The organism is Microvirga medicaginis (assembly GCF_052658925.1).
Map to the genome: position 1 here is coordinate 22,560 of NZ_JBQWEL010000005.1, position 22,298 is coordinate 44,857.

General features: G+C 62.5%; 24 protein-coding genes. 15 read left to right on the forward strand and 9 right to left on the reverse strand.

Annotation, left to right across the window (positions count from 1 at the left end; translation table 11 throughout):
* Entirely contained in the window at positions 1–1,317 is a 1,317-nt protein-coding gene (locus tag ACUXUR_RS08650) for a TRAP transporter large permease (protein ID WP_445501945.1), read from the forward strand.
* Positions 1,318–1,346: 29 nt separating this feature from the next.
* Positions 1,347–2,330 (forward strand): TRAP transporter substrate-binding protein, encoded by a 984-nt coding sequence (locus ACUXUR_RS08655; RefSeq protein ID WP_445501946.1) that lies wholly within the window; start codon positions 1,347–1,349, stop codon positions 2,328–2,330.
* A gap of 77 nt (positions 2,331–2,407) precedes the next feature.
* On the opposite strand, the gene ACUXUR_RS08660 is transcribed toward ACUXUR_RS08655, so the two are convergent.
* Positions 2,408–3,007 carry a PRC-barrel domain-containing protein gene (locus ACUXUR_RS08660; RefSeq protein ID WP_445501947.1) on the reverse strand — a complete coding sequence of 200 codons (600 nt, stop codon included), beginning with the start codon at positions 3,005–3,007 and terminating at the stop codon, positions 2,408–2,410.
* A gap of 183 nt (positions 3,008–3,190) precedes the next feature.
* Positions 3,191–3,613 (reverse strand): OsmC family protein, encoded by a 423-nt coding sequence (locus ACUXUR_RS08665; protein WP_445501948.1) that lies wholly within the window; start codon positions 3,611–3,613, stop codon positions 3,191–3,193.
* Between the two features lie 123 nt (positions 3,614–3,736).
* Here ACUXUR_RS08665 and ACUXUR_RS08670 point away from each other — a divergent pair, with 123 nt between their 5' ends.
* Entirely contained in the window at positions 3,737–4,375 is a 639-nt protein-coding gene (locus tag ACUXUR_RS08670; RefSeq protein ID WP_445501949.1) for a DUF1345 domain-containing protein, read from the forward strand.
* Positions 4,376–4,516: 141 nt separating this feature from the next.
* Entirely contained in the window at positions 4,517–5,068 is a 552-nt protein-coding gene (locus ACUXUR_RS08675) for a GNAT family N-acetyltransferase (RefSeq protein WP_445501950.1), read from the forward strand.
* On the opposite strand, the gene ACUXUR_RS08680 is transcribed toward ACUXUR_RS08675, so the two are convergent.
* The 4 genes from ACUXUR_RS08680 to ACUXUR_RS08695 are packed head-to-tail and all read right to left on the reverse strand — an operon-like array spanning position 5,065 to position 8,126.
* A complete protein-coding gene (locus ACUXUR_RS08680; protein ID WP_445501951.1) occupies positions 5,065–5,610 on the reverse strand; it encodes a regulatory protein RecX in 546 nt (181 codons plus the stop codon). The two genes, ACUXUR_RS08675 and ACUXUR_RS08680, sit on opposite strands and share 4 nt — an antisense overlap.
* On the reverse strand, positions 5,607–6,359 hold the full coding sequence (locus ACUXUR_RS08685; RefSeq protein ID WP_445502162.1) for a phosphatase PAP2 family protein: 753 nt from the start codon (positions 6,357–6,359) through the stop codon (positions 5,607–5,609). Before ACUXUR_RS08685 ends, ACUXUR_RS08680 begins: the two co-directional genes overlap by 4 nt.
* Before the next feature lie 50 nt (positions 6,360–6,409).
* On the reverse strand, positions 6,410–7,603 hold the full coding sequence (locus ACUXUR_RS08690) for a winged helix-turn-helix domain-containing protein (RefSeq protein ID WP_445501952.1): 1,194 nt from the start codon (positions 7,601–7,603) through the stop codon (positions 6,410–6,412).
* A gap of 28 nt (positions 7,604–7,631) precedes the next feature.
* Positions 7,632–8,126, reverse strand: coding sequence for a DUF1772 domain-containing protein (locus ACUXUR_RS08695; RefSeq protein ID WP_445501953.1), 495 nt, complete (start codon positions 8,124–8,126; stop codon positions 7,632–7,634).
* A 196-nt stretch (positions 8,127–8,322) separates the two neighbouring features.
* Here ACUXUR_RS08695 and ACUXUR_RS08700 point away from each other — a divergent pair, with 196 nt between their 5' ends.
* Positions 8,323–9,825, forward strand: coding sequence for an MDR family MFS transporter (locus tag ACUXUR_RS08700; protein WP_445501954.1), 1,503 nt, complete (start codon positions 8,323–8,325; stop codon positions 9,823–9,825).
* A 109-nt stretch (positions 9,826–9,934) separates the two neighbouring features.
* On the opposite strand, the gene ACUXUR_RS08705 is transcribed toward ACUXUR_RS08700, so the two are convergent.
* On the reverse strand, positions 9,935–10,093 hold the full coding sequence (locus tag ACUXUR_RS08705) for a hypothetical protein (RefSeq protein ID WP_445501955.1): 159 nt from the start codon (positions 10,091–10,093) through the stop codon (positions 9,935–9,937).
* Positions 10,094–10,518: 425 nt separating this feature from the next.
* Here ACUXUR_RS08705 and ACUXUR_RS08710 point away from each other — a divergent pair, with 425 nt between their 5' ends.
* The 8 genes from ACUXUR_RS08710 (at position 10,519) to ACUXUR_RS08745 (ending at position 19,636) form a co-directional block, all read left to right on the forward strand.
* Complete coding sequence (locus tag ACUXUR_RS08710) at positions 10,519–12,063, forward strand: helicase HerA domain-containing protein (RefSeq protein ID WP_445501956.1); 1,545 nt, start codon at positions 10,519–10,521, stop codon at positions 12,061–12,063.
* Between the two features lie 144 nt (positions 12,064–12,207).
* Complete coding sequence (locus ACUXUR_RS08715) at positions 12,208–12,630, forward strand: GFA family protein (RefSeq protein ID WP_445501957.1); 423 nt, start codon at positions 12,208–12,210, stop codon at positions 12,628–12,630.
* Positions 12,631–12,919: 289 nt separating this feature from the next.
* The gene (locus tag ACUXUR_RS08720) at positions 12,920–13,156 is read left to right on the forward strand and encodes a hypothetical protein (protein ID WP_445501958.1); all 237 of its coding nucleotides are present in this window, start codon (positions 12,920–12,922) and stop codon (positions 13,154–13,156) included.
* A gap of 75 nt (positions 13,157–13,231) precedes the next feature.
* Positions 13,232–14,668, forward strand: a complete 1,437-nt coding sequence (locus ACUXUR_RS08725) for a M20 family metallopeptidase (protein WP_445501959.1) — start codon at positions 13,232–13,234, stop codon at positions 14,666–14,668.
* Between the two features lie 141 nt (positions 14,669–14,809).
* The gene (locus tag ACUXUR_RS08730; protein ID WP_445501960.1) at positions 14,810–15,754 is read left to right on the forward strand and encodes a ring-cleaving dioxygenase; all 945 of its coding nucleotides are present in this window, start codon (positions 14,810–14,812) and stop codon (positions 15,752–15,754) included.
* Between the two features lie 484 nt (positions 15,755–16,238).
* The gene (locus ACUXUR_RS08735) at positions 16,239–16,754 is read left to right on the forward strand and encodes a putative pterin-binding protein (RefSeq protein WP_445502163.1); all 516 of its coding nucleotides are present in this window, start codon (positions 16,239–16,241) and stop codon (positions 16,752–16,754) included.
* A 28-nt stretch (positions 16,755–16,782) separates the two neighbouring features.
* Positions 16,783–19,206, forward strand: coding sequence for a putative bifunctional diguanylate cyclase/phosphodiesterase (locus ACUXUR_RS08740; protein ID WP_445501961.1), 2,424 nt, complete (start codon positions 16,783–16,785; stop codon positions 19,204–19,206).
* Between the two features lie 40 nt (positions 19,207–19,246).
* The gene (locus ACUXUR_RS08745; protein WP_445501962.1) at positions 19,247–19,636 is read left to right on the forward strand and encodes a 6-carboxytetrahydropterin synthase; all 390 of its coding nucleotides are present in this window, start codon (positions 19,247–19,249) and stop codon (positions 19,634–19,636) included.
* 65 nt (positions 19,637–19,701) lie between these two features.
* Here ACUXUR_RS08745 and ACUXUR_RS08750 read toward each other — a convergent pair whose 3' ends face one another.
* The gene (locus tag ACUXUR_RS08750) at positions 19,702–20,538 is read right to left on the reverse strand and encodes a MipA/OmpV family protein (protein WP_445501963.1); all 837 of its coding nucleotides are present in this window, start codon (positions 20,536–20,538) and stop codon (positions 19,702–19,704) included.
* A 138-nt stretch (positions 20,539–20,676) separates the two neighbouring features.
* Between ACUXUR_RS08750 and ACUXUR_RS08755 the strand changes: the two genes are divergently transcribed.
* Together ACUXUR_RS08755 and ACUXUR_RS08760 are read left to right on the forward strand one after the other, a co-directional pair.
* Positions 20,677–21,120 (forward strand): host attachment protein, encoded by a 444-nt coding sequence (locus ACUXUR_RS08755; protein WP_445501964.1) that lies wholly within the window; start codon positions 20,677–20,679, stop codon positions 21,118–21,120.
* Between the two features lie 94 nt (positions 21,121–21,214).
* Positions 21,215–21,418, forward strand: a complete 204-nt coding sequence (locus ACUXUR_RS08760) for a hypothetical protein (protein WP_445501965.1) — start codon at positions 21,215–21,217, stop codon at positions 21,416–21,418.
* On the opposite strand, the gene ACUXUR_RS08765 is transcribed toward ACUXUR_RS08760, so the two are convergent.
* Positions 21,415–22,266, reverse strand: coding sequence for a sulfite exporter TauE/SafE family protein (locus ACUXUR_RS08765; RefSeq protein ID WP_445502164.1), 852 nt, complete (start codon positions 22,264–22,266; stop codon positions 21,415–21,417). The two genes, ACUXUR_RS08760 and ACUXUR_RS08765, sit on opposite strands and share 4 nt — an antisense overlap.
* Positions 22,267–22,298: the final 32 nt, after the last annotated feature.

Genomic DNA, 22,298 nt, shown 5'->3' on the forward strand with positions numbered 1-22,298 from the left:
ATGTTTGCAGATCTCGGTCTCGTTCCCGTCGCTGCCATTCTCTTCGGACTCTTGGCTGTTCTTCTGGCGTTCGGCGTCTGGATCGGCATTGCGCTGTTCATCGTCGGATTTGCCGCAATCCTTCTGGTGACCAGCGTGCCGATCGGGCCGGTGCTCGCCACGACAGTCTGGGCGAGTTCCGCCTCCTGGTCTCTTGCTGCCCTGCCTCTGTTCATCTGGATGGGCGAAATCCTGTTCCGGACGCGCCTTTCGGAGCAGATGTTCCTAGGGCTTGCCCCCTGGCTCAACTGGCTCCCCGGTCGCCTGCTGCATGTGAATGTGGTGGGCTGCGGAATTTTCGCGGCCGTATCGGGTTCCTCCGCCGCCACCTGCGCTACCGTCGGCAAGATCGCGCTGCCGGAGCTGAAGAAGCGCGGATATGACGAGCAGATGAGTTTGGGAAGCCTTGCCGGTTCCGGCACGCTCGGCCTGCTGATCCCGCCTTCGATCCCCATGGTGGTCTATGCGATCGCGGCGAATGTCTCGGTCATACAGGTGTTCTTGGCGGGCTTCCTCCCGGGCCTTCTCGTGATGGCGCTTTATTCGGGATACATCCTCGTCTGGTCTCTGCTGAATCCAGACAAGTCGCCACGGCCCGAGCCCAGAACATCCTTCGGCTTCAAGCTGCGCCAATCGGCAAAGCTCCTGCCGGTTTTCCTGCTCATCGCCTTCATCTTCTCGGCCCTGATCTTTGGGTGGGCGACGGCGACCGAATGCGCGGCCTGGGGTGTGACAGGCGCTCTCCTTCTCGCCTGGTGGTCGGGCACGCTGACCTGGAAAACCTTCGTCGAAAGCGTGCTGAGTGCCACGCGCCTGACCGTCACGATCATGATCATCCTGGCAGGAGCGGCCTTCACTACGGCTGCCATGGCCTATACGGGCATTCCCGCCGCCTTGGCGTCCTGGGTCGAGTCGCTTCAGCTTTCGCCCTATGTGCTGATCGCGGCGCTCACCCTCATGTACATCCTCCTGGGATGCCTCATCGATGGAATCTCGATGATCGTGCTGACCACCGTCGTGGTGCTGCCCATGATCAAGCAGGCCGGCTTCGATCTCATCTGGTTCGGCGTGTTCCTCATCATCCTGGTGGAGATGGCGCAGATCACGCCGCCGGTCGGGTTCAACCTCTTTGTGCTGCAGAACATGAGCGGGCGGGATAGTTTTGCGGTCGCCAGGGCGGCGCTGCCTTTCTTCTTTCTGCTCGTAGCGGCAGTCGCGGTTATCACTGCATTCCCGGACATCGCCCTGTTCGTGCCGAGACTCGCTTTTCCAGAATAGAAACATCGAAACCAGAGGGAGACGGATCGATGAAACGCATGACACGTTGGGGTCTTGGCCTCGCAGGAGCCCTGCTTCTGAGCCTGCCTGCTCAGGCGCAAACCAAATGGAACCTGCCTGCGGCTTACCCCGCCGACAACTTCCACACGGAAAACCTCAATGCTTTCGCCAAGGACGTGGCGGATGCGACCGGCGGCAAGCTGCAGGTCACGGTTCACGCCAACGCTTCGCTCTTCAAGGCGCCTGAGATCAAGCGCGCGGTTCAGACCGGACAGGCACAGGCCGGCGAAGTGCTGATGTCGCTCCACGAAAACGAGGATCCGATCTACGGGCTCGACGTGGTGCCGTTCCTCGCCACCTCCTTCGATCAGTCGAAGAAGCTCTGGGACGTGCAAAGGCCGGCCATCGAGAAGAAGCTGGCAAGCCAGGGCCTGATGCTGCTCTTCGCCGTGCCGTGGCCGCCGCAGGGCATCTTCGCCAAGAAAGACATCAACACCGTCGAGGATCTGAAAGGGGTGAAGTGGCGCTCCTACAATCCCGGCACCGCCCGCATCGCGGAACTCGTCGGCGCGCAGCCGGTGACGGTCCAGGCAGCGGACCTGCCGCAGGCGCTCGCCACGGGCGTGGTCAACACCTTCATGACCTCGGGCGCCACCGGTTACGATTCGAAGGTGTGGGAGTCGCTCACTCACTTCTACGACACGCAGGCCTGGATTCCGAAGAACATCACCTTCGTCAACAAGGCGGCTTTTGATGCCCTCGACAAGCCGACGCAGGAAGCGGTTCTGAAGGCCGCCAGGACGGCGGAGGAGCGCGGCTGGAAGACGGCTCAGGAAAAGACCAAGTGGTACACGGAGCAGATGGCCTCGAAGGGCATGAAGGTCCAGCCGCCGAGCCCGGAACTCAAGGCGGGCCTTCTGAAGATCGGCGAGCAGCTGACGCAGGATTGGCTGAAGAAAGCGGGTCCTGACGGCCAGGCCATCATCGACAGCTACAAGAAGGCAGCGATGTAACCACTCTCGTTGAATGTGGCGCAGAAAAGGAAAGGGGCCCCTGTAGGGCCCCTTTCTCATGTCAGTCCTCATCCAGCTTAGCGGGTGTACTTGAACTCCGGCATCGCCTTGAGCTGATCCTTGGTCATGTTGACCATGGCGTGATCCGGGGCCGAGCGGTCTCCAGTGTCAGCCGTGGTCGCTGTGGTGCCGGCGGTGGAACCCGTGGTGCTCGGCGCGGTGGTCGTCGTGCTCGGAGCCGTGGCGCCAGTGCCAGCGGTACCGGTCGTGGTGGTGGTCGTCGTCGCAGCGGTGCGGCGCGGCTCGTTCACGAACTTGACCTGGTCGAAGGGAATGGCCACGTCGTGCTCGCCGATGCCGAGGAAGCCGCCGACGCCGACCACGATGGCCTGGACCTTGCCGCTCTGGTCGACAAGCATTTCGCTGATGTCGCCGATCTTCTCATCATTTTGATTGTAGACGTTCAGACCCTCGAGTTTTGAGGCGCGCCACTGGCCGGGCTGCATCTGGGTCATGGAACCGGCGGCACCGGCTGCCGGAGCGGTAGTGGTCGTCGTCGTGGAAGTCGCGGCCGGGGCGCTGGTCGTGCCGGAGCCGGCCGGCTGGTTCTGCGCCAATGCCGGTGCGCCGATCAGAGCCGAGCCGAGAAGTGCTATTGCAAGATGTTTCGCAACCATGTTGTTCCTCCTGAGGTCGAATGCGGCGCGAAGCACCGCTTGCCTTCTCAACGGGCCAGCTGGGAATTGGTTCTATCTTCAGGCTTCACAGAATGCGGGCAGCTTGGCAGTATCCGGGATTTTTTAAAGAAAGTAGATGGCCGGGACGAGCCCGGCCACCGTAACAGGACCATCAAACTGACCTCAGGCCAGCGTGAAATCCATCGTGATGTCGGCGTTGAGCACCTTCGAGACAGGGCAGTTCTTCTCGGCCGCGCGGGCAAGCTCCTCGAACTTGGCGCGGTCGATGCCCGGCACATTGGCGTTGAGCGTGAGAGCCGACTTGGTGATCGTGAAGCCGCCACCCTGTTGCTCGATGGAAACTACGGCTTCGGTCGCCAGCTCCGTCGGCGTGAAGCCGGCATTCTGAAGCTGGAAGGCAAGGGCCATGGTGAAGCAGCCTGCATGCGCCGCGGCGATCAACTCCTCCGGGTTCGTACCCTTCTCGTTCTCGAAGCGGGTCTTGAAAGAATAGGGCGTGGATGACAGCACCCCGGAATCGGATGTCAGGTGTCCGGTGCCATCCTTGCCCGTGCCCTGCCAGACGGCTCTTGCCTTGCGGTTCATCGTGATCTCCTTTGAAGGTCGCGGAGGGTGATGTAGGACAAGGCAAGCCGGGCTCCAGACCGTGAGGGCGCAAAACGGGTTTGCGTCATGCCTGCTTGGAGTCCGGCCCAACGAGACATGTCGATGATCCATCTCCAGTCCCGCCTGCGTCCTCGGCTCCTCGGCTCGACCCTTCTGGCCATTCTCGTCTATGTCCTCCTGCCGGAGGCCTGGAGCGTAAACACGCGGCTTCTGATGGCTTGGGATATCGGTGTTGCTTGCTATCTGGTGCTCGCCTGGGCTATGGCCGCACGCTCCTCCACCGTCCAGATGCAGCAGAGGGCGGCGGCAGAAGACGAGGCGGCGGTGGTTTTCCTGATCCTGACCCTGGGGGCCGCCGTGGTGAGCCTTGCGGCCATCGCCGTCGAGCTTTACGGGATCCACGGTGCGGGAAACGAGGAAGTCTTCCGGCTCACCATCGCCGGGATCACCATCCTGTGCTCCTGGTTCTTCGTGCACACGATTTACGCCATCCATTACGCGCATGAATATTACGGCGACGAGGGCGAGCGGCAAGGCTTGGCCTTCCCGCACAACGACAAACCCGACTACTGGGACTTTTTCTACTTTTCGTTCAACTTTGGCGCGGCGGCCCAGACCTCCGACGTAGTGATCGTCTCCAAGCGGATGCGGCGCTTGAGCCTGGCTCATTCGATCCTGGCCTTCCTGTTCAACACCACCATCCTGGCCCTGGCCGTGAATGTGGGAGCGGGGCTGCTCTAAGGAGTCCGGCAAACAAGCGACAGATCATAGAAGCCTGACGACGTCATGAGCCGGAGCGCTCACCGCCTCTCCTGTGGAGCGGAATATGTGGTGGAAAGGCCGGCCATTGCACGGGGTCGGAGATCAACGCAAAATCACCCCATGCAATCCGCGTCTCACCCAGTCGCCGCTCCAACGCTCGAAACGGAACGACTCGTTCTCCGGGCCCATCGCGTTTCCGATTTTGCCGATAGTCTCGATCTCTGGAGTGATCCGGAGGTGACGCGCTTCATCGGCGGAAGGCCCTTCACGCAAGAAGAGATTTGGGCGCGGCTCGTCCGCTATGTCGGACATTGGGTGCTGTTGGGCTACGGCTATTGGGTCGTGACGGACAAGAAGACAGGCTGTTTCCTTGGCGAAGTCGGCTTTGCCGATTTCAAGCGCGATATCGAACCGTCATTCGAAGGGATGCCGGAGATCGGCTGGGTGCTGGCAGCTCATGCTCATGGCAGAGGCTATGCGACGGAGGCCGTGCGCGCGGCGATTGCCTGGGGTGACGATCACTTCAAGGCTTCGCGCACGGTCTGTATCATCGCGCCGGAAAACCGTTCCTCGATCCGCGTGGCGGAGAAATGCGGATACCGGGAGTTCCTGCACACGACCTACAAGGACAAGCCGACAATCATGTTCGTGCGGGATCGAGCAACGATTTAAATCCCGCCGTCTTCCTTCTCTCCATCTATGACCTGACGCGCTATGTCGAAGCGAAAGCCCGCGCGGGCGAGGGTCGCGAGATCCTTGTCGCGATGGGGAGCACGCTCACCGGGACGGTAGGGCCCGAGCTTGCGGCGGCGGGCGAGCGCGTGCGCCGCCTTCTCCTCATCGTCCTCTTCGCCGCCTTCGAGCGCTGTCGCGATCGTGGCGCGGTCGATGCCCTTGGCCGAGAGCTTGGCCTGTATGGCGCGCGCCGATCCGCCGCGACGGCGCAGGGTCGCGATGCGGGCTTCCGCATAGCGCGTGTCGTTGACGAGGCCGGTGCGCAGGCTCTTGGCCACCACCTCGTCGATCATCTCCTGGAACTCCGCCGGATCCTCGCCGCGCAGGCGGCAGCGCTTGTCCACCTTGCGCTTCAGGACGCGCCGCAGGTTCTCGGCGGAGGAGGCATAGCGTTCGAGATAGGCGAGCGCCGCCCGCTGCAGATAAGTGGGCGTGACCTTCCGTGGGGGTTTTGGAGCCGGCTTCTCGTGATCCGTCATGCCGAATCGGCCTCGGACGGCAGGGAGGTCTCGCCCGGCTTTTCCACCTGGCCCTTGCGCTGCAATTGCAGGGCCACGAACCAGCACAGCGAAGCCCAGGCCGCGCCGACAGCCCAGCCAGCGAGGACATCGCTCGGCCAGTGAACGCCGAGATACACGCGGCTTGCACCCACGAGCAGGGTCATGACGATGGCAAGCCCCATGATGAAGGCGCTGAGGCGCCGGCTCTTCTCGACGCGGGCCAGCAGGGCGCCGAGCGTCAGATAAGTGATGGCTGACAGCATGGCATGGCCGCTCGGAAAGCTTGCCGTGTAAACTCGCGCGGCATGGGGCACGAGATCAGGACGGGGCCGCTCGAAGCCGATCTTGAGGCCCGTCGAGAGAAGTGTTCCGCCCACGATGGAGATCAGCACGAGAACGGCCGCACCTCGCTTTCCCGCCATCAGAAGATAGGCGACGGAGGCTGCGGTCAGAAGCGTAAGGATTGCGTAGCCGCCGAGGCCGGTGATGTCTCGTGCGGCCTCCTCCAGCCAGCTGGGCCCCAAGGGATTGGCGATATCCTGAGGATTGCGCAAGGCGAGCAGGATCGCGCTGTCGAAGGCATGGGTCTCGCCTTCGAAAACCTCATCGGCCAATGCTATGAAGGCCCACGCGAAGAAGCCGCAGGCGGCCAGGGACAGGAGTGGTCCGACCTCGTTCAGCCGCAAGCGAAACCACAAGCCGGTGATGGGAGATAGAAAGCGCTTCATGACCGCAGGAGATAGGGGCAGGGCGCGATCCGGCGAGGGCATGGTTTCTCTCAAACTCCCAAGCGCTTGCGCCAGTCCTTTGGCGCTTTGATGTCGTCAAGGCCAAGCCAATTGGCCATCAGGCGAAGCTCTTCGCCGAGTAAAGGCGCAATGTCCTCGGGGGAGGCCGACGCTTCCGGATGGATGGAATGGACGATGAGATGACCCTTGGCACGGTCCGCCTTCAAGTCCACGCGAGCGACGATGTTTTCGCCGAGCAGGAACGGCAGGCAGTAATAACCGAACTCGCGCTTCTCGGCAGGGGTGTAGATCTCGATGCGATAGCGAAAACCAAATAGGCGCTCCGTGCGTGTCCGCTCCCAGACGATGGGGTCGAATGGCGAGACGAGCGCCTGCGCCTCGACACGGCGCGGGGCCTTGGCCTGAGGATCGAGATAGACGGGACCGCTCCAGCCATCGACGGTGACGGGAATGAGATCGCCCGCTTCTACGAGTTCCGGAATGCGTGCCTTCGCGTCCTGCGTCTCCAGACGGAAATAGTCGCGCAGGCAGCGCTCGGAGGCGATGCCCAGCGCGCGGATGGAGCGCCGGAGAAGCTCACGCTGCGCTTCGTCCTCGGCAGGCGTGGGTGTGTCGAGCACCTCGGAGGGAATCACTCTCTCCGGCAGGTCGTAGATGCGCTCGAAGCCGCGCCGCGTGGCCGTGGTCACTTCGCCGGCCCAGAACAGCCACTCGAGAGCGCGCTTGCCGTCGCTCCAGCCCCACCAGGCGCCCTGGCCCTTGCCTCCGATGGAGAGTTCGCCCGCGCCCATGGGCCCTCGCGTTGCAATCTCGCGCCGCACCTCTTCGATGAAGGCGCGCTTTTCGCGTCCGAAGCGGGCCAACCCTCCATAAATGCCCTCGCCCTTTGCCGCCCGCGCCATGCGCCAGCGGAACAGGGGATGAAGGTCGAGGGAGATCAGGGAAGCCTCGTGGCCCCAGTATTCGAATGTCTCGCGCTTCTTCGGGTGATAGGCGGCCTTTTCGAGCAGATTCCGGTCGTAGGCCCCGAGCCGCGAGAAGAGCGGCATGTAGTGGGCCCGCACGAGCACGTTCACTGAATCGATCTGAAGCAGGTGCGAGCGCTGCAGCAGGCGCTTCACATGGCGAAGATTGGCGCCGCCCGGCCGCGCCTCGTGAAAGCCTTGGGCGGCAAGGGCGATGCGGCGGGCCTGGGCGAGGGAGAGCTTGGTGCGGGCGGTCATGGTTCAAGAACGGAACAAGGATCTCCAGCTAGCGCGACCGCGACGCTTCCGGCAAGGGCCTTGCAGTGGGCGTAACGGCAAGCGCCGTCGCCATGAAGCCGAGGAGCTTGAGGGCGGCGACAGCCATATGGCCTGTTTCCCAGCGGTTGCGAACAGTGACGAAGTTTTCGGGGAGAGGACCCGGCTGCCATGTGGCGAGCACGCTGTTGGCCGGAGCAACCCAGCCGAACCACACGGCAAGGCCAAGTGCGAAGAGAAGGGCCCCTGCCAAAGCGAACCGGAATCGGCTTTTGTCGCCTCGCAGGAGAAAGGCCAGAACGGCTGTGGTGAAAATAGCCGCAAGATCGAGAGGGCCGCCGATCAGGGCGAAGAGCTCGAACTGGCCGTTGAAGACCGTTGCCTCGCGCCACAGCTCCGGCGACCAGACGGTCAGGCGTGGCGGAGCCTCCAATACATGGGCGAAGGAGGGGCCGAGGCTCAGCGCCGCCAGAGTGAGGGCCACAAGGCCCCAAATCCGAAGCATCGTGCCGGTCCTTTCACGAAATCACGTGGGGAAACACTCGATTGCGTGAACCGTTCTCTCCAATGGCCGCTATCCTCCTGCCGAGAGGCCGATTCGTTGCGCCGTAAACCGAATGCATATCTGCTCTGCGCCGATGAGTAAGGCAAAGCGGGGCCGGGTCCTCTAGATGGGACCTCCCCAAATGCGAAGGACACAGATGGACCAGCCAGCACCCCAGGCCGCGAGGGGCCATGCGCATTCTGCCCTCAGCCATGCCGAAATCCGCACGATCATCATCGGCATCATGCTGGCGATGCTGCTGGCGGCCCTGGACCAGACCATCATCGCGACGGCGCTTCCCACCATCGGCCGGGAACTCGGCGATCTCGAACATCTGCCCTGGGTGGTGACGGTCTATCTCCTGACCTCGACAGCCGTGACGCCGCTCTATGGAAAATTCAGCGACAGCCACGGCCGGCGCGTCACCATGCTCATCGGCATCGTGATCTTCATCATCGGCTCCATCGCCTGCGCCATTGCGCCGAATATGCTCATTCTCATTCTCGCGCGCGGCTTGCAGGGTCTTGGCGGCGGAGGATTGATTGCTCTTGCACAGACCATCGTCGCCGATCTGGTCCCGCCGAAGGAACGCGGGAAGTACCAGGTCTATTTTGCCAGCGTCTTCATGGCATCGAGCCTTCTCGGCCCGGTCCTTGGCGGCTTCTTTGCAGAACATCTGCACTGGTCGGTGATTTTCTGGATCAACCTGCCGCTCGGCCTTATCGCCCTGTTCATCACCTTCCACACGCTCAAGAAACTGCCGCGCCATGACAGGCCGCATAAGCTCGATGTGCTCGGCGCATTGCTGATGGTCGCCGCGACGGTGTCGCTGCTGCTAGCCTTGAGCTGGGGCGGCCTGCGTTATCCCTGGATGTCGCTGCCGGTCATCGGTCTCGTTGCCGGTTCGCTGGTTCTGTGGGCTCTGTTCGCCATGCGCATGCGCGTAGCGCCCGAGCCGCTGATCCCGCCCGGTGTGCTGCACAATCCGGTCGTGCGCATGGGCGTGCTCTCGGCCTGTTTCGGCATGGGCACCTACATCGGCCTGACCATCTATCTGCCGGTTTATTTCGAGGCCGTGCGCGGCCTCTCGGCCTCTGAGTCGGGGCTTGCGCTCATTCCGCTCATGGCCGGCACCGTCTGCGGGGCGACGCTCTCCGGGCGCAGCATGGCCAAGGTGAAGCATTACAAGCGCCTGCCGCTGGCGGGCCTTCTCGTTGCGATGCTGGCGACGGGTGTTCTGGCAGCCTTCGCGCGCGATCTGTCCATCACGCTGGTCGAGGTGCTGCTCGCCGTCATCAGCATCGGGCTCGGCACGCTGCTGCCGGTCTCGACGGTGTCGATCCAGAATGCGGTGGCACCCCACGAACTCGGCACCGCGACGGGCACGGCCAACTTCTTCCGCTCGCTCGGTGGCGCGCTCATCGTCGCCGCGTTTGGCGCCATCGTGCTGAGTGGCTCGGGCCTGTCGGGGGCTGCGAGCTTCGAGACCTTAGGCGCCGCAGCGGCGCAGAGCGGGATCGATCTGGCCGATGTCTTTTCCGACGTGTTCGTCGCCGCCATCGTCGGATTTGGGCTGGCGCTCGCGTTCCTCGTCGCCATGGAGGAGCGGCCCCTGCGCGGCGGTGCCGTGAAGGCGGCGGAAGCGGCGATTGCCGATTGACGCGTGTCGGGCCCAAAAGTGGGGTGCACTTTTGGACCCATCCGATGCTCATTTCCTTAGGGAGCGCATCACCTTACGCAGGCCTTCGGTTCCGCATGATGCGTGAGCGTCAAATCCGATTTCGGATGAGAATCCAGGCGGCGGCGAGAACGATCAGAAGCACCAGAATGAGGCCCATGGTCTCAAAGACCGTCTCGGCGCGCTCAGTGGCAGCCGGAGGAGGGCTTATCTCCGTTCCCTCGTCGAGCGCCGGGCGCTGGCCGAGCACCTTTATGATCCGCGGGTCCGAATCCCCTTTCGGAAAGGTCGGGGCAGAGGGAAAAGCGCCAGGAGCCAAGGGAGGAGCCAAGGGATTCGAAGGCATGGTTTTTCCGAAGAGCTTCTGGAAAAATCCCAGCCTGATCTTGATCATGGCCGGAAACGTGGCCTGTTTCCGTCAAACCTGCGGCGTCATGCCTGGGGATAGCATTGCAAGTCTGTGGAGGAGTCCGTAAACCCGGGCACTGAGCCACGCTTTGCCGTGTTAGGAGGAGCGCATCGTGCGGACCCGGAGGGCCGCGTCAGCGAAAAGTGGATCCGGTTTTACGCGCAAAACGATGCGCTGTTTAAGACAGGAGCATCGGACCCAAAAGTGGAGACCACTTTTCTCGTCTGATGCTCTAGCGCGGTTTCAAACGTGGAAGAGGGAGGCTGATGAAGGTCGGCATCGACATGGGAGCGGTTTCCTCCACCCCCGGAGGACAGAGGGCTCAGCTCGATCTGGAGGAACTTCTGGCGACGCGTCTGCTCGTCCAGGGCAATTCCGGCTCCGGCAAGTCCCACCTCCTGCGCCGCCTTCTCGAGCAGAGCGCCTCCCTCGTCCAGCAGGCCGTGATCGACCCTGAGGGTGATTTCGTCACGCTTGCCGACAAGTTCGGCCATGTGGTGGTCGATGCCTCGCGATCGGAGGGCGACATCCAGCGCATCGCCGCCCGCGTGCGCCAGCATCGGGTCTCCGTCGTCTTGAGCCTGGAAGGCCTCGATGCCGAGGCGCAGATGCGCTGCGCGGCGGCCTTCCTCGGCGGCCTCTTCGATGCGGACCGCGATTTCTGGTATCCCATGCTCGTGGTGGTGGACGAGGCCCAGCTCTTTGCGCCCGCCGCCGCAGGCGAGGTGTCGGACGAGGCCAGAAAGGTCTCGCTCGGCGCGATGACCAATCTCATGTGCCGCGGCCGCAAGCGCGGGCTCGCGGGCATCATCGCCACGCAGCGCCTCGCCAAGCTCGCCAAGAACGTGGCGGCGGAAGCCTCCAACTTCCTCATGGGCCGCACCTTCCTCGACATCGATATGGCCCGCGCCGCCGATCTTCTGGGCATGGAGCGCCGCCAGGCCGAGATGTTCCGCGATCTCGATCGCGGCCACTTCGTGGCGCTCGGCCCCGCGCTGTCGCGCCGCCCGCTGCCGATTCGCATCGGCGAGGTGGAGACCTCCACCCGTTCCGGCACCTTCAAGCTCATGCCGCTGCCCGAGCAGCCGAAGGAAGATGCGCGCGACCTCATCTTCAAGGCCGGCGAGGACGAAGTGGTCGCCCGCCCGGTCATGCCGCGCCGCGCCCCACCGCCGCCGGCTCCCTCCACCAACGATCTTCTGGCCCAGCTCGCCCGCACCCGCGCGGTGGCAACGCCCGAGCCTCAGCCGGAGGTGACGGAGGAAACGAAGGCCGAGCGTGAGGCTGCAATCGATGGAATCTTACGCGAAATTCTCGATGATCCCGAAGCGGCCTTCCGCTCGGTCGCCGTGCTCTATCAGGATTTCCTCGTGCGCTGCCGCATTCGCCGCGTGACTGGCGAGCCCTTGAACCTCAACGCCTTCCGCCGCCGCCTCGCGGTGGCGCGCGCTGGCGTCGACACCGCGACGGCCGAGGGCACCGAATGGGATCGCGCGGTGGCTTTCGCGAACGATCTCGAAGAAGACATCCAGGGCGTCTATCTGCTCCTCGCCCGCGCGGCGATGGAAAGCGCACCTTGCCCGCCCGACGGCGAAATTGCGCGTGCCTGCGGCAGCCGCTCCCCCGGCCGCGCGCGCCGCCTCATCGCCTATATGGAAACCCGCAACATCGTCGTGACCCGCAACGACCCGCGGGGCCTACGCATCATCGCGCTGCCGGATCTAGGCTGGGAGACGGGACCGGGCGATCCGAATGCGTTCGAGGAGCCGGTGTCGTCATCGGACAATCGGGATTTGTTTGCGGCTGGATAGGAGGGCCAACATCCTCGTCAGCCGAGCTCAAAGGTATAAGGGTTGGTTTTGTCCCTTGTCAGGGCACCTATTCGTTGTTCAATGGGCCGTTGAACAGGCCGTCCCGTTTGCTGACGCGACTGCCGACGAACCAAGGAGAGAGCCATGGCTCACTTGGGAAGCTGCTTTTGCGGTGCCGTTCAAGTTGAAGTCACCGGATCGCCAGAGCTTATGGGCTACTGCCATTGCCGGTCTTGCCGCTCGTGGTCCGGCGGACCCGTGAACGCCTTCAGTCTGTGGAAGCCGGAGGCCGTGCGGGTCACTGCGGGAGCCGAGCATGTCGCAACCTTCCAGAAGACGCCCTTCAGCCAGCGGCAATACTGCGCAAAATGCGGTGGGCACCTGATGAACAATCATCCGACCATCGGCTTAGTGGACGTTTTCGCAGCGACGATTCCCACCCTCGATTTCGTTCCGAGCATTCACCTCAACTATGCCGAGACGGTCCTGCCCATGAGCGATGGCCTGCCGAAGTTTAAAGACTTCCCGGCCGAGGTGGGGGGCTCCGGTGAGATGATCCCGGAATAACGGCGCGTTCGAGGAACCCACGGGCAGTTTCAGGCACTTGCGATCTGTTTGCGGCGGAATGAACCTCCGGGAATATAGATCGAAATTCATAGCCAGTGATTTGAGCAGGCGGCTTCGGGTTCTACCGGGGCTGCAGATCTCGCGCTTCTTTTCCTCATTCCCGGCGACACATCGAGGATGAAGGGAGAGAAGGCATGAAGGAAGGCGATCGTCTCAAGCTTATCCGGCTCCTCGGCATGCTCGGATCGGAGCAGCCGCGGCATTGGCCGCGCACCGGCAGGTCAAGGCGATGGGAACTACGTGGGGTGATCTGTTTTGTGCTCCGCCGGTTCCGCGTTCCGGCGATATCATCATCAGAACCGTCTATGAGTACGGCGTTGATCACGCGCGCGCCGCCGAAGCCCGTATGCGCCAGTTGCGGGGCGAGATCGAAGGGCTGCGCCGTGAGAATGCACAGCTCGAGAACAGGCTCGCTGTGCAAGTGGACCAGGAACGGCGTGCGCGCATGAGTACCATGGACCTTTGAGCGGTTGGCTCTTTCGTCTCGCATTGATCATGGATAATGTGCACGCCGCTCAAGAAATGAAGAGACGAAGTAACTATGCAGAACGACCCTCTGAGCCTCGATGAAATCGTCCGTCGCGTGGATGCGAAGGCTGCCGATTACTGCGCCTTGAGCGACCGCATCTGGGCGATGCCGGAACTGGCCTTCGAGGAGCATCGCTCCGTGGCGGAGCAGATCGCCATGCTGGAGCGCGAGGGCTTTCGCATCACGAAGAACGTGGGCGGGATGGCGACAGCCTTCGTCGCGGAATATGGCAGTGGCGGTCCCATCGTCGGAATCTTGGGCGAGTTCGATGCGCTGCCCGATCTCGCGCAAGAGTCGGGCGTGACCGCGCACAAGCCGACGACGAAAGGTGCGCCAGGGCATGGCTGCGGACACAACCTTCTCGGCTCCGGCTCGGCGCTCGCGGCCGTGGCGTTGAAGGATGCGCTGGAAGCGGAGGGCATGGCGGGCACCGTGCGCTATTATGGCTGCCCCGCGGAAGAGAGCGGCTCGGGCAAGACCTTCATGGCGCGTGTCGGTCTCTTCGATGAGCTCGATGCCGCTTTCTGCTGGCATCCGAGCGTCGTGAACGAAGTGCAGAGCACGTCGTCGCTCGCCTGCATCCAGGCTTACTTTCGCTTCTCGGGCCGCGCCGCCCATGCGGCGGCTTCGCCTCATCTGGGGCGCAGCGCGCTCGATGCGGTGGAGCTGATGAATGTGGGCGTGAACTACATGCGCGAGCACATGCCCTCCGATGCGCGCGTGCATTATGCCATCACCAACACGGGTGGCGATGCGCCGAACGTGGTGCAGGCCTATGCGGAATCGCTCTATCTGGTGCGTTCGCCGCACCTGCCGGATGCGGAGCGTCTCTTTGAGCGCGTGAAGAAGATCGCGGAAGGCGCTGCCCTTATGACGGAAACCTCCGTGAAGGTGCAGATCACGGATGCGACCTCCAACGTGCTGCCCAACAAAGTGCTGCAGGAGGTCATGTACGAGAACATGAAGCGCCTCGGCGGTCCGGGCTTTGACGCCCGGGATTATGCCTTCGCCGAACAGCTGCAGAAGGATGCGCTGACGAAGGAGGAGATTCTGGCGAGCGTCGCGCCGTACGACCGCTCGCTTGCGACCCGCGTGCTGCACGACGGGCTTCTGTCCCTGCCCGCGCGCGAGGAGGTGTCCATGGGCACCACCGATGTGGGCGACGTGAGCTGGATCGTGCCGACCGTGCAGTGCCATACAGCCTGCTTTGCCATCGGCACGCCATTCCACACTTGGCAGCTCGTCACGCAAGGCAATCTGCCTGCGGCCCATAAAGGCATGGTGCTGGCGGCGAAAGCCATGGCCACCACGGCGGCGGATTGCCTGCGCAACCCGCATCTCATCGCCCGCGCCAAGGCCGAGCTGAAGGAACGCACCGGTGGGCGGGCTTATGTCTGCCCGATCCCGCCGGAGGTGACGCCGGACGACCTGCGGGCGGAGGCGGCCTGACCCTGACTTTTCAATGCTGCAAGAACCCTGCTGTTTGAAGGTGGGGCTCTTGCATTTCGGCAATGTCGAGTTGGCGCGTCGCTGGGTCGTCCTTCTGCCGAGACAGGCCTATCTTCCGGTCAACATTTATGGAGCATTCCTATGCAACTGACCGGCATTCATCACCTCACCGCCGTGACCGCCGACGCGTCCGGCAATCACACCTTCTACACTCAAGCGCTCGGTCTGCGGCTCGTGAAGAAAACCGTGAACCAGGACGACGTCAGCGCCTATCACCTGTTCTACGCGGATGGGCAAGCCACGCCTGGCACGGACATCACCTTCTTCGACTGGCCCGTGGAGCGCGAGCGGCGCGGTACGCACAGCATCTCGCGGACCGGCCTGCGCGTGAATGGCGCGAAGGCGCTGCACTGGTGGAAGGACCGCCTCAGTTCCCTCAACATCGCGCATCAGCCGATCACCGAGCGCGACGGGCGGCTCGTGCTCGACTTCGAGGATTTCGAGGGCCAGCGCCTGAGCCTCGTCGACGATGGCGGGAAGGGCGAAGCGCATCCGTGGGAGCGCAGCCCCGTGCCGGCGGAGTACCAGATCCGGGGTCTTGGTCCCATCACCATCAGCGTACCGAAGCTCGAGCGCACCGCGCGTGTGCTTACGGAAGCGATGGATATGCGGGCTGCCCGTGAATACCGCATCGGCGATACATCCGTGCATGTGTTCGAGATGGGCGAGGGTGGACCTGCGGCGGAGTTGCATGTGGCCGTGGAACCGAACTTGAGCATGGCGCAGCCGGGTGCCGGCGGCGTGCATCATGTCGCCTTCCGCACGCCGAACGAGCAGACCTATCAGGAATGCTGGGAGCGCCTGCAATCCTTGCGTGCGCCGTCGAGCGGCCCTGTAGATCGCTACTATTTCCGCAGCCTCTATTTTCGTGAGCCCAACGGCATCCTGTTCGAGATCGCGACCGACGGTCCCGGCTTTGCCACCGACGAGCCAATGGAGAAGCTCGGCGAGCGCCTTGCGCTGCCGCCTTTCCTGGAGCCGCGCCGCGCCGAGATCGAGGCAGGTTTGAAGCCGCTGAAGGCTTAAACAGCCTGGAGCCTTCAATCTGCCCCAGCCCCTGAACCGCCTCGCCAACCGTGGCGAGGCGGTTTTTGTCCGGCGAGCCATTCAGCCGGTTCCGTGATCTCTCCCGGGTGGGTCGCCGTGACCCAAAGTCCGCGCTCGTTCAGAACCCTTCCATGAAGCGGGGGCAGGGCGCTAAACCCGATCGCATAAATTGCCACAATTGCACTTGCGTTGTGAACGCGCCTTGTGAAACAGAGTGACCGCTCTAGATCCCGTTCGGTGGATTGGCCATCGACAGGGCGGGATTACTTTCATGTTTAAGGAAAAAGCTCTATTTCCTAACGTGTGAGAACTTGGGCAATCCCATGTACAAATGCAATGAGAATATACTTTATAATATTATAGCGACTATATATTTTGCATTTGACCTTTTAAATAAAGTTTTACCCCGGTCTGCAAAATTGGGTAACTACGGCTTGTTATCGTGGGGTGGATCATGTTCCTTTTGAAGGCGAAAACGGTTTTTCTTGGCGCAGTCCTTGCGCTTGCCGCTTGGGTCGGCGCGACAATTGCGGAAGCCGCACCGCTTCCTGCCCCGAAGGATAAGCCGATCCTGACGGTTTCGGGCAACATCTCGGTCACGAACAAGGGGGGAACGGCCGAGTTCGACCGGGACATGCTCGAAGCAATCGGCACGGAATCCTTCACGACGGAAACACCATGGTACCCCGGTCCCGTGACGTTCGAGGGCGTTTCCCTCGCCAAGCTCATGCAGCAGCTCGGCGCGAAGGGGAAAACGCTGAGCGTGGTCGCCCTCAACGATTACAGCAGCGAGATCCCGTTCGAGGATTTTCAGAAGTTCAATGTCATCCTCGCCCTGAAGCAGAACGGTGAGTACATGTCCGTGCGCGACAAGGGACCGATCTTCGTCATGTACCCCTTCGACAGCGATCCTGTCCTGAAACACCAGACTTATTACGGTCGTGCAGTCTGGCAGGTTTCCAAGATCATCGTGAAGTAAGCGGGCATCCCGTTTCGGAGAAAATCGTTTGTCGCTGCGCACGCTCAAACTAGTGCTCGCCGTCGTTATCGTCGGCTTTATAATGTCAGCCGCCTACATCGCGGTTCTGATCGTTGAGCGGCAGGACGTTCTCAAGCACGTCGCGCGTTACAACACGCCATGGCATGCGGCCCAGGCGGTGCACGAGTTCACACGCCTGGAGCAGCGCCTCAGCGCGTATGCCGCTCCTGGCATCAACGTGACGAAGGACGAGGTGCTCCTGCGCTACGACATCGTCGTGAGCCGCAGCAATCTGCTCTCCATGGGCGAGTTCCGGGAATTCCTCCAATCGGCACCGCAATGGTACGATGTCGTTATGGAGTTCCAGAAGGTCGTCCACGATATCCAGCCTTATATCGAGAACCTGGAAGAACCTGGTGCGGCTATCGAGGCGCTCAAGAGGCTCGAACCGTTGGGTATCAAGCTCGCCGGGCTTGCCGCCGCCGCCAACCATTATGGCGGACAAAGAGCCGAGCAGGACCAGAGCGAACTTCTTCGCCTGCACTGGATGTTCTCGAGCCTGGCTGCCGGCCTGATCGTGTTCGGGATGTTCCTGCTGGCTCTGCTCGGCTGGCATAACCGGCTTTTGGAAAAGGCGCATACCGAGCTTAGGCTGTATGCCGACAATTTCGAGAACATCTCCGTAAAATTGGAGAAGACCAACAAAGCTCTGAGCAGCGCCTATGAGGAGCTTCAGCTGCGCAACGAAGCGCTGCAGGCGCAGGAGCATGAACTCAGGACCCAGAACGAGCGTTTCGATGCCGCACTCAACAACATGTCCCATGGACTGTGCATGGTGGACGGGTCGGAGCGCATCATCGTCTTCAATGCCCGTTTCGCCGAACTCTTCGGCATCGACACGACGGTTCAACCCGGCGTGACGCTGAGCTGCCTGGTCGCCCAGGCAGAGGCGCAGCATTGCAGGGGGGCCGAGCCGCTGCGAGAAGTCCTGACCGAGCAGCAAGAGATCATGAGTAGAAGGCAGCAGTTCGCCTTCATTCACGAGCAGCCCGATGGCCAGACCTTTGCCATCTCTCACCAGCCCATGTCGGACGGCGGCTGGGTGGCGACTTACGACGACATCACTGAGCGCAGGCAGGCCGAGTCGCAGATCGCCTATATGGCCCATCACGATGCGCTCACCGATCTTGCCAATCGTGTGCTCTTCCGCCAGCAGATGGAGCACGCGCTCGAGGAGACGGAACGCCAACGGCTGAAGATGGCTGTGCTTTGCCTCGACCTCGACCGCTTCAAGGACGTGAACGACTCGCTCGGCCATGAAACGGGCGATTCCCTTCTCAAACTTGTAGCCGAACGGCTGCGCAGCTGCATCCGGCAGCAGGATGTGGTCGCCCGTCTCGGTGGTGACGAATTCGCTATCCTGCAGCTTGCTATCGACGACCAGCAGGATTGTGCAGCGCTTGCTCTCCGCATCGTCGATGCCATCAGCATGCCCTACGATCTCGACGGTCAGGAAATCGTCATCGGCACCAGCATCGGCATCACCGTCGCGTCCGAGGGCAATCTGTCTCCTGATCAGCTGCTCAAACAGGCCGACCTGGCGCTCTACCGCGCCAAGGCCGACGGACGCGGAACCTTCCGCTTCTTCGAGCAGGAGATGGACGCGGAGCTGCAGGCTCGCCGCTCACTCGAAATCGATCTGCGCAAGGCGCTCGCCAACCGCGAGTTCGAACTCTTCTTCCAGCCGCAGGTCAATGTGCGCGCCAACGAGATCGGCGGCTACGAGGCATTGCTGCGTTGGAGGCACCCCGAGCGCGGCATGGTCTCGCCTGGCGATTTCATTCCGATTGCCGAGGATATCGGCCTGATCTCATCCCTGGGCGATTGGGTGTTGGAGCAGGCCTGTATGACCGCGACTGCGTGGCCCAAGACCATCAAGGTCGCGGTCAATCTCTCGCCCGTGCAGTTCCGCAACAAGACCCTCGTGCAGAGCGTGAGCCGGGCGCTGGCGCGTTCCGGCCTGGCGCCGGACCGTCTGGAGCTGGAAGTTACCGAATCCGTCCTGCTGCAGGACAACGAGTTGACGATAGCGACATTGCATCAGCTGCGCCGCATGGGCGTGCGCATCGCCATGGACGATTTCGGCACCGGCTACTCCTCTCTCAGCTATCTGCGCAGCTTCCCCTTCGACAAGATCAAGATCGATCAGACCTTCGTGCGCGAGCTGTCCTCCCGCGCGGATTGCCTGGCGATCGTGCGGTCCATCGCGGGTCTCGGCGCGAGCCTCGGCATGTCCACCGTGGCTGAGGGCGTCGAGACGGAGGACCAGTTCCTTCAGATCACCGCAGCCGGATGCACCGAGGTGCAGGGTTTCTACTTCGGGCAGCCCAGGCCTGCCTCTGAACTCACCCACACGCTCGCGGCCGCGAGACGCAAGGCGGAAGTGGCCTGATCCCGAGCGATCGTTCCCACCATAGACTGGAGCAGGAGAGATGAAGACCTATTGCGAGTTCACGTTCGAAGCGGCCCATTCCGTGCATCCCTATTCGGGGCTGCATGGGCACACCTTCATCGCGAAGCTCACCTTCGGCGGCCCGGTGGACGAGGTCTACAACTGGCCGGTGAATCTCTATGACGTGGAGAACTACATCAAGGAACTGAAGGGCGACCACGGCACGGGGCTTGATCACACCAATCTCGACCTCAAGCAGAACGAGATCGGCCTCGCCTCGCTGGAGAACATCACGATCTATATCTGGCGCAAGGTTAAGGAGCGCTTCCCGAATCTCGAGGAAGTGGAGCTCAAGCGCGGCATGACGGGCTCGTCGGAGGGTTGCATCTATCGCGGTGAGACGCTGCAGACCGCCGATCTCGCGGCCTGAAAAATAAAAAACAAATGCGCCTGGCGAACCGGTCTCCAGGCGCTTTTTGATTTCTTGGACGAATTTTATCGGCCTATGCCGAAGGAGCCCACGCCGAAGGAATAAGAGACGGTCAGGCCAAGACCGACCTGGTTCTCTGATCCGAATTCTTGAACGATCGGGCTGTCCGCAGCATCGCCCACGAGGCGTTTGTAGGAGACGAATGCCGTCGTCGACCATTGCTCCGACCAATTGTAGGATGCGCTGGCGGTGGCGCCCACCGAAGTGATGCCGCCGGAGGGGCGATAGGCCTCGACCTGTCCATTGAGCGCCGCTTCGACGGGCGTGACGCCGAAATAGGTGCGGGTGAATTCGCTGTCGCCGAGCGACAGGCGCGGACCCGCCGACATGGTGAAGGCGCCAAAGGTCTGCACCAGGTCGAGGCCGAGATCGGCCACGAAGCCGTCATGCCCGTTGATGCCATGTCGGATCTCGGCGCGGGCGCGCAGGAACTCCACGGGCCAGTATTCCACGAAGAGGCCGGGCTCCACCGCCCAATCGATCTTGTTCAGGCCGAACAGTCGCCGGTCGTCCTCCAGGTCTCGTCCGCCTTGGAAACGGCCGACCGCGCCGAAGCGCAGGGCGGACTCATCGATGAACGAGAAGCTCAGGCCGTCATCAGGGGCGCTGAAACGTTCCACGGTGCCCGCGCGGCGGAAACTCATGGAGGGATAGCCGACGAAGCTCAGATCGTCCGCGCCAGGATAGGACGGTTGCAGCTGCAGGTTCGCCTTGAGCGTCACGATCCAGCCTGAGGGAGCTGCCGGCAGCAAAGTGAAAGTCGGATCCGCCGCCTGCACCGAAACCGACGCCGAGCCTGCAAGAAACAATGTGGCGACGGCGAGAGATTTCGAGAAGCGCATGGTTCGTCACCTCGTAAGCTGATCGGGGCATCCGTCCTGACGGCAAACGGCGGAGAGGTCAAGCCGCCGCTATGATTTAGGTCAAGGCGGGGTGAACGCGTGGGTGCAAGGATCATCACCGTCACAAGGAGTATGGCCGTGAACAAAGATCTCAAGCTTCCCCATGACGGCATGGTTCTCGTCAGCGACGGGCGCAAGGCGCTGTTCCTGAAAAACCAGGGGGACGATGTTTTCCCGAACTATCAGGTCGAGCGCGTGCTTCAGGCCGAGGACGATCTCCAGGCGCGCGAGCAGGGGGCCGACAAGCCGGGTATTCACGGTGAACGCCACACCATCGAGCAGCCCGACCGGCATGATCTGGCCGAGCGCAAGTTCGCCACCGAGGTTGCGGATGCAATCAACGTCGTTGCTGCAGCGGCAGCCATAAAGGCCATCGTGGTCGCGGCACCACCGCGCACCCTGGCGCAGCTGCGCACCCATTTCTCGGATACGGTGAAGCAGAAGATTCTCGCCGAGGTTAACAAGGATCTGACGAAGCATCCCGTCTTCGAGATCGAGCAGCATCTGACGGGGCGCACCTGATCCGCCTTGCGGGGGCTGTACCTGCGGCATCCCTGAGCAGAACCTTTTGTCGGTTCGGGCGGTTGATGGATGAAACGATGAGGAGAAGGCCTTCTTGACCCTGATCGCCAGCAACCGTCCGCAGCCCGACGAATTCTATCCGAAGCCGCCTCCCACGGAGCCGGTGCCCGGCGTGCCGACTCCACCTGAGACGCCGGTGCCCCCTGTCCCTCCGAGCGTCCCGTCCTCCCTGCCTGAGCAGCCGCCTGAGCCGGAGAAGCCGGTCATCCACCCGACGCCGCAGCCCGAGGTGCCTTAAGCGAGCAGGCCGGCGGCAAAGCGCGCGCAGACGATGAGCAGGAAGATACCGAAGGCAACCTCCAGCCGGCGCTTCGAGAGCCGGTGTGCGAGACGCGCGCCGATAGGCGCCATCCAGGTGCTGGTGGGGATGAAGAGGACAAGACCGATGAGAGAGATGTAGCCCAGCGCCCAAGGCGGCTGGAAGGCGATGACACTCGGATAGTCAGCCATATGCGGCCAGCCGGCATAAATGTAGCCGAGCGCGCCGGGAATCGAGATCAGGATGCCCAGGCCCGAGGAGGTGGCCACCGCCTGATGGATCGGGCGGCTGTAGAAGGTCATGAACAGGTTCGACAGTTGACCGCCGCCGATGCCCATGAGTGCTGAAAGCACGCCGATGAGCCAGCCATAGGCCACCATGATGGGCCTGCCCGGCATATCGAGGCCGAGCCGCCAGGTATCCTTGCCGAAGAGCAGGCGGATGGCCGAAACGCCGGCCACCAGCACGAACACCGCCTTGAAAAGGTCCGCAGGGGCATAGCGGGCAATCAGGCTCCCCATCACCACGCCGAGCACCACGGGCACGGCCCAGATTTTCAGGATCGACATGTCCACCGCGCCCTTGGCGTGGTGCGCATTGAAGGAGCGGATCGAGGTGGGCACGATGATGGCGAGCGACGTGCCCACGCACAGCGGCATGCGCACCTCATCCGGCACTTCCAGGATCCGGAACAGCTCATAGAGGATCGGCACCGCCACCGCACCGCCGCCGACGCCGAAGACACCGGCGAGCAGGCCGGTAATCCCGCCGGCCGCGAGAAGAGCGACAACGAGCCAGGCGAGATCGAGGAGTGGAATGCCGAACATGAGGAAACACCGGAAAGGCAGACGACGGACGC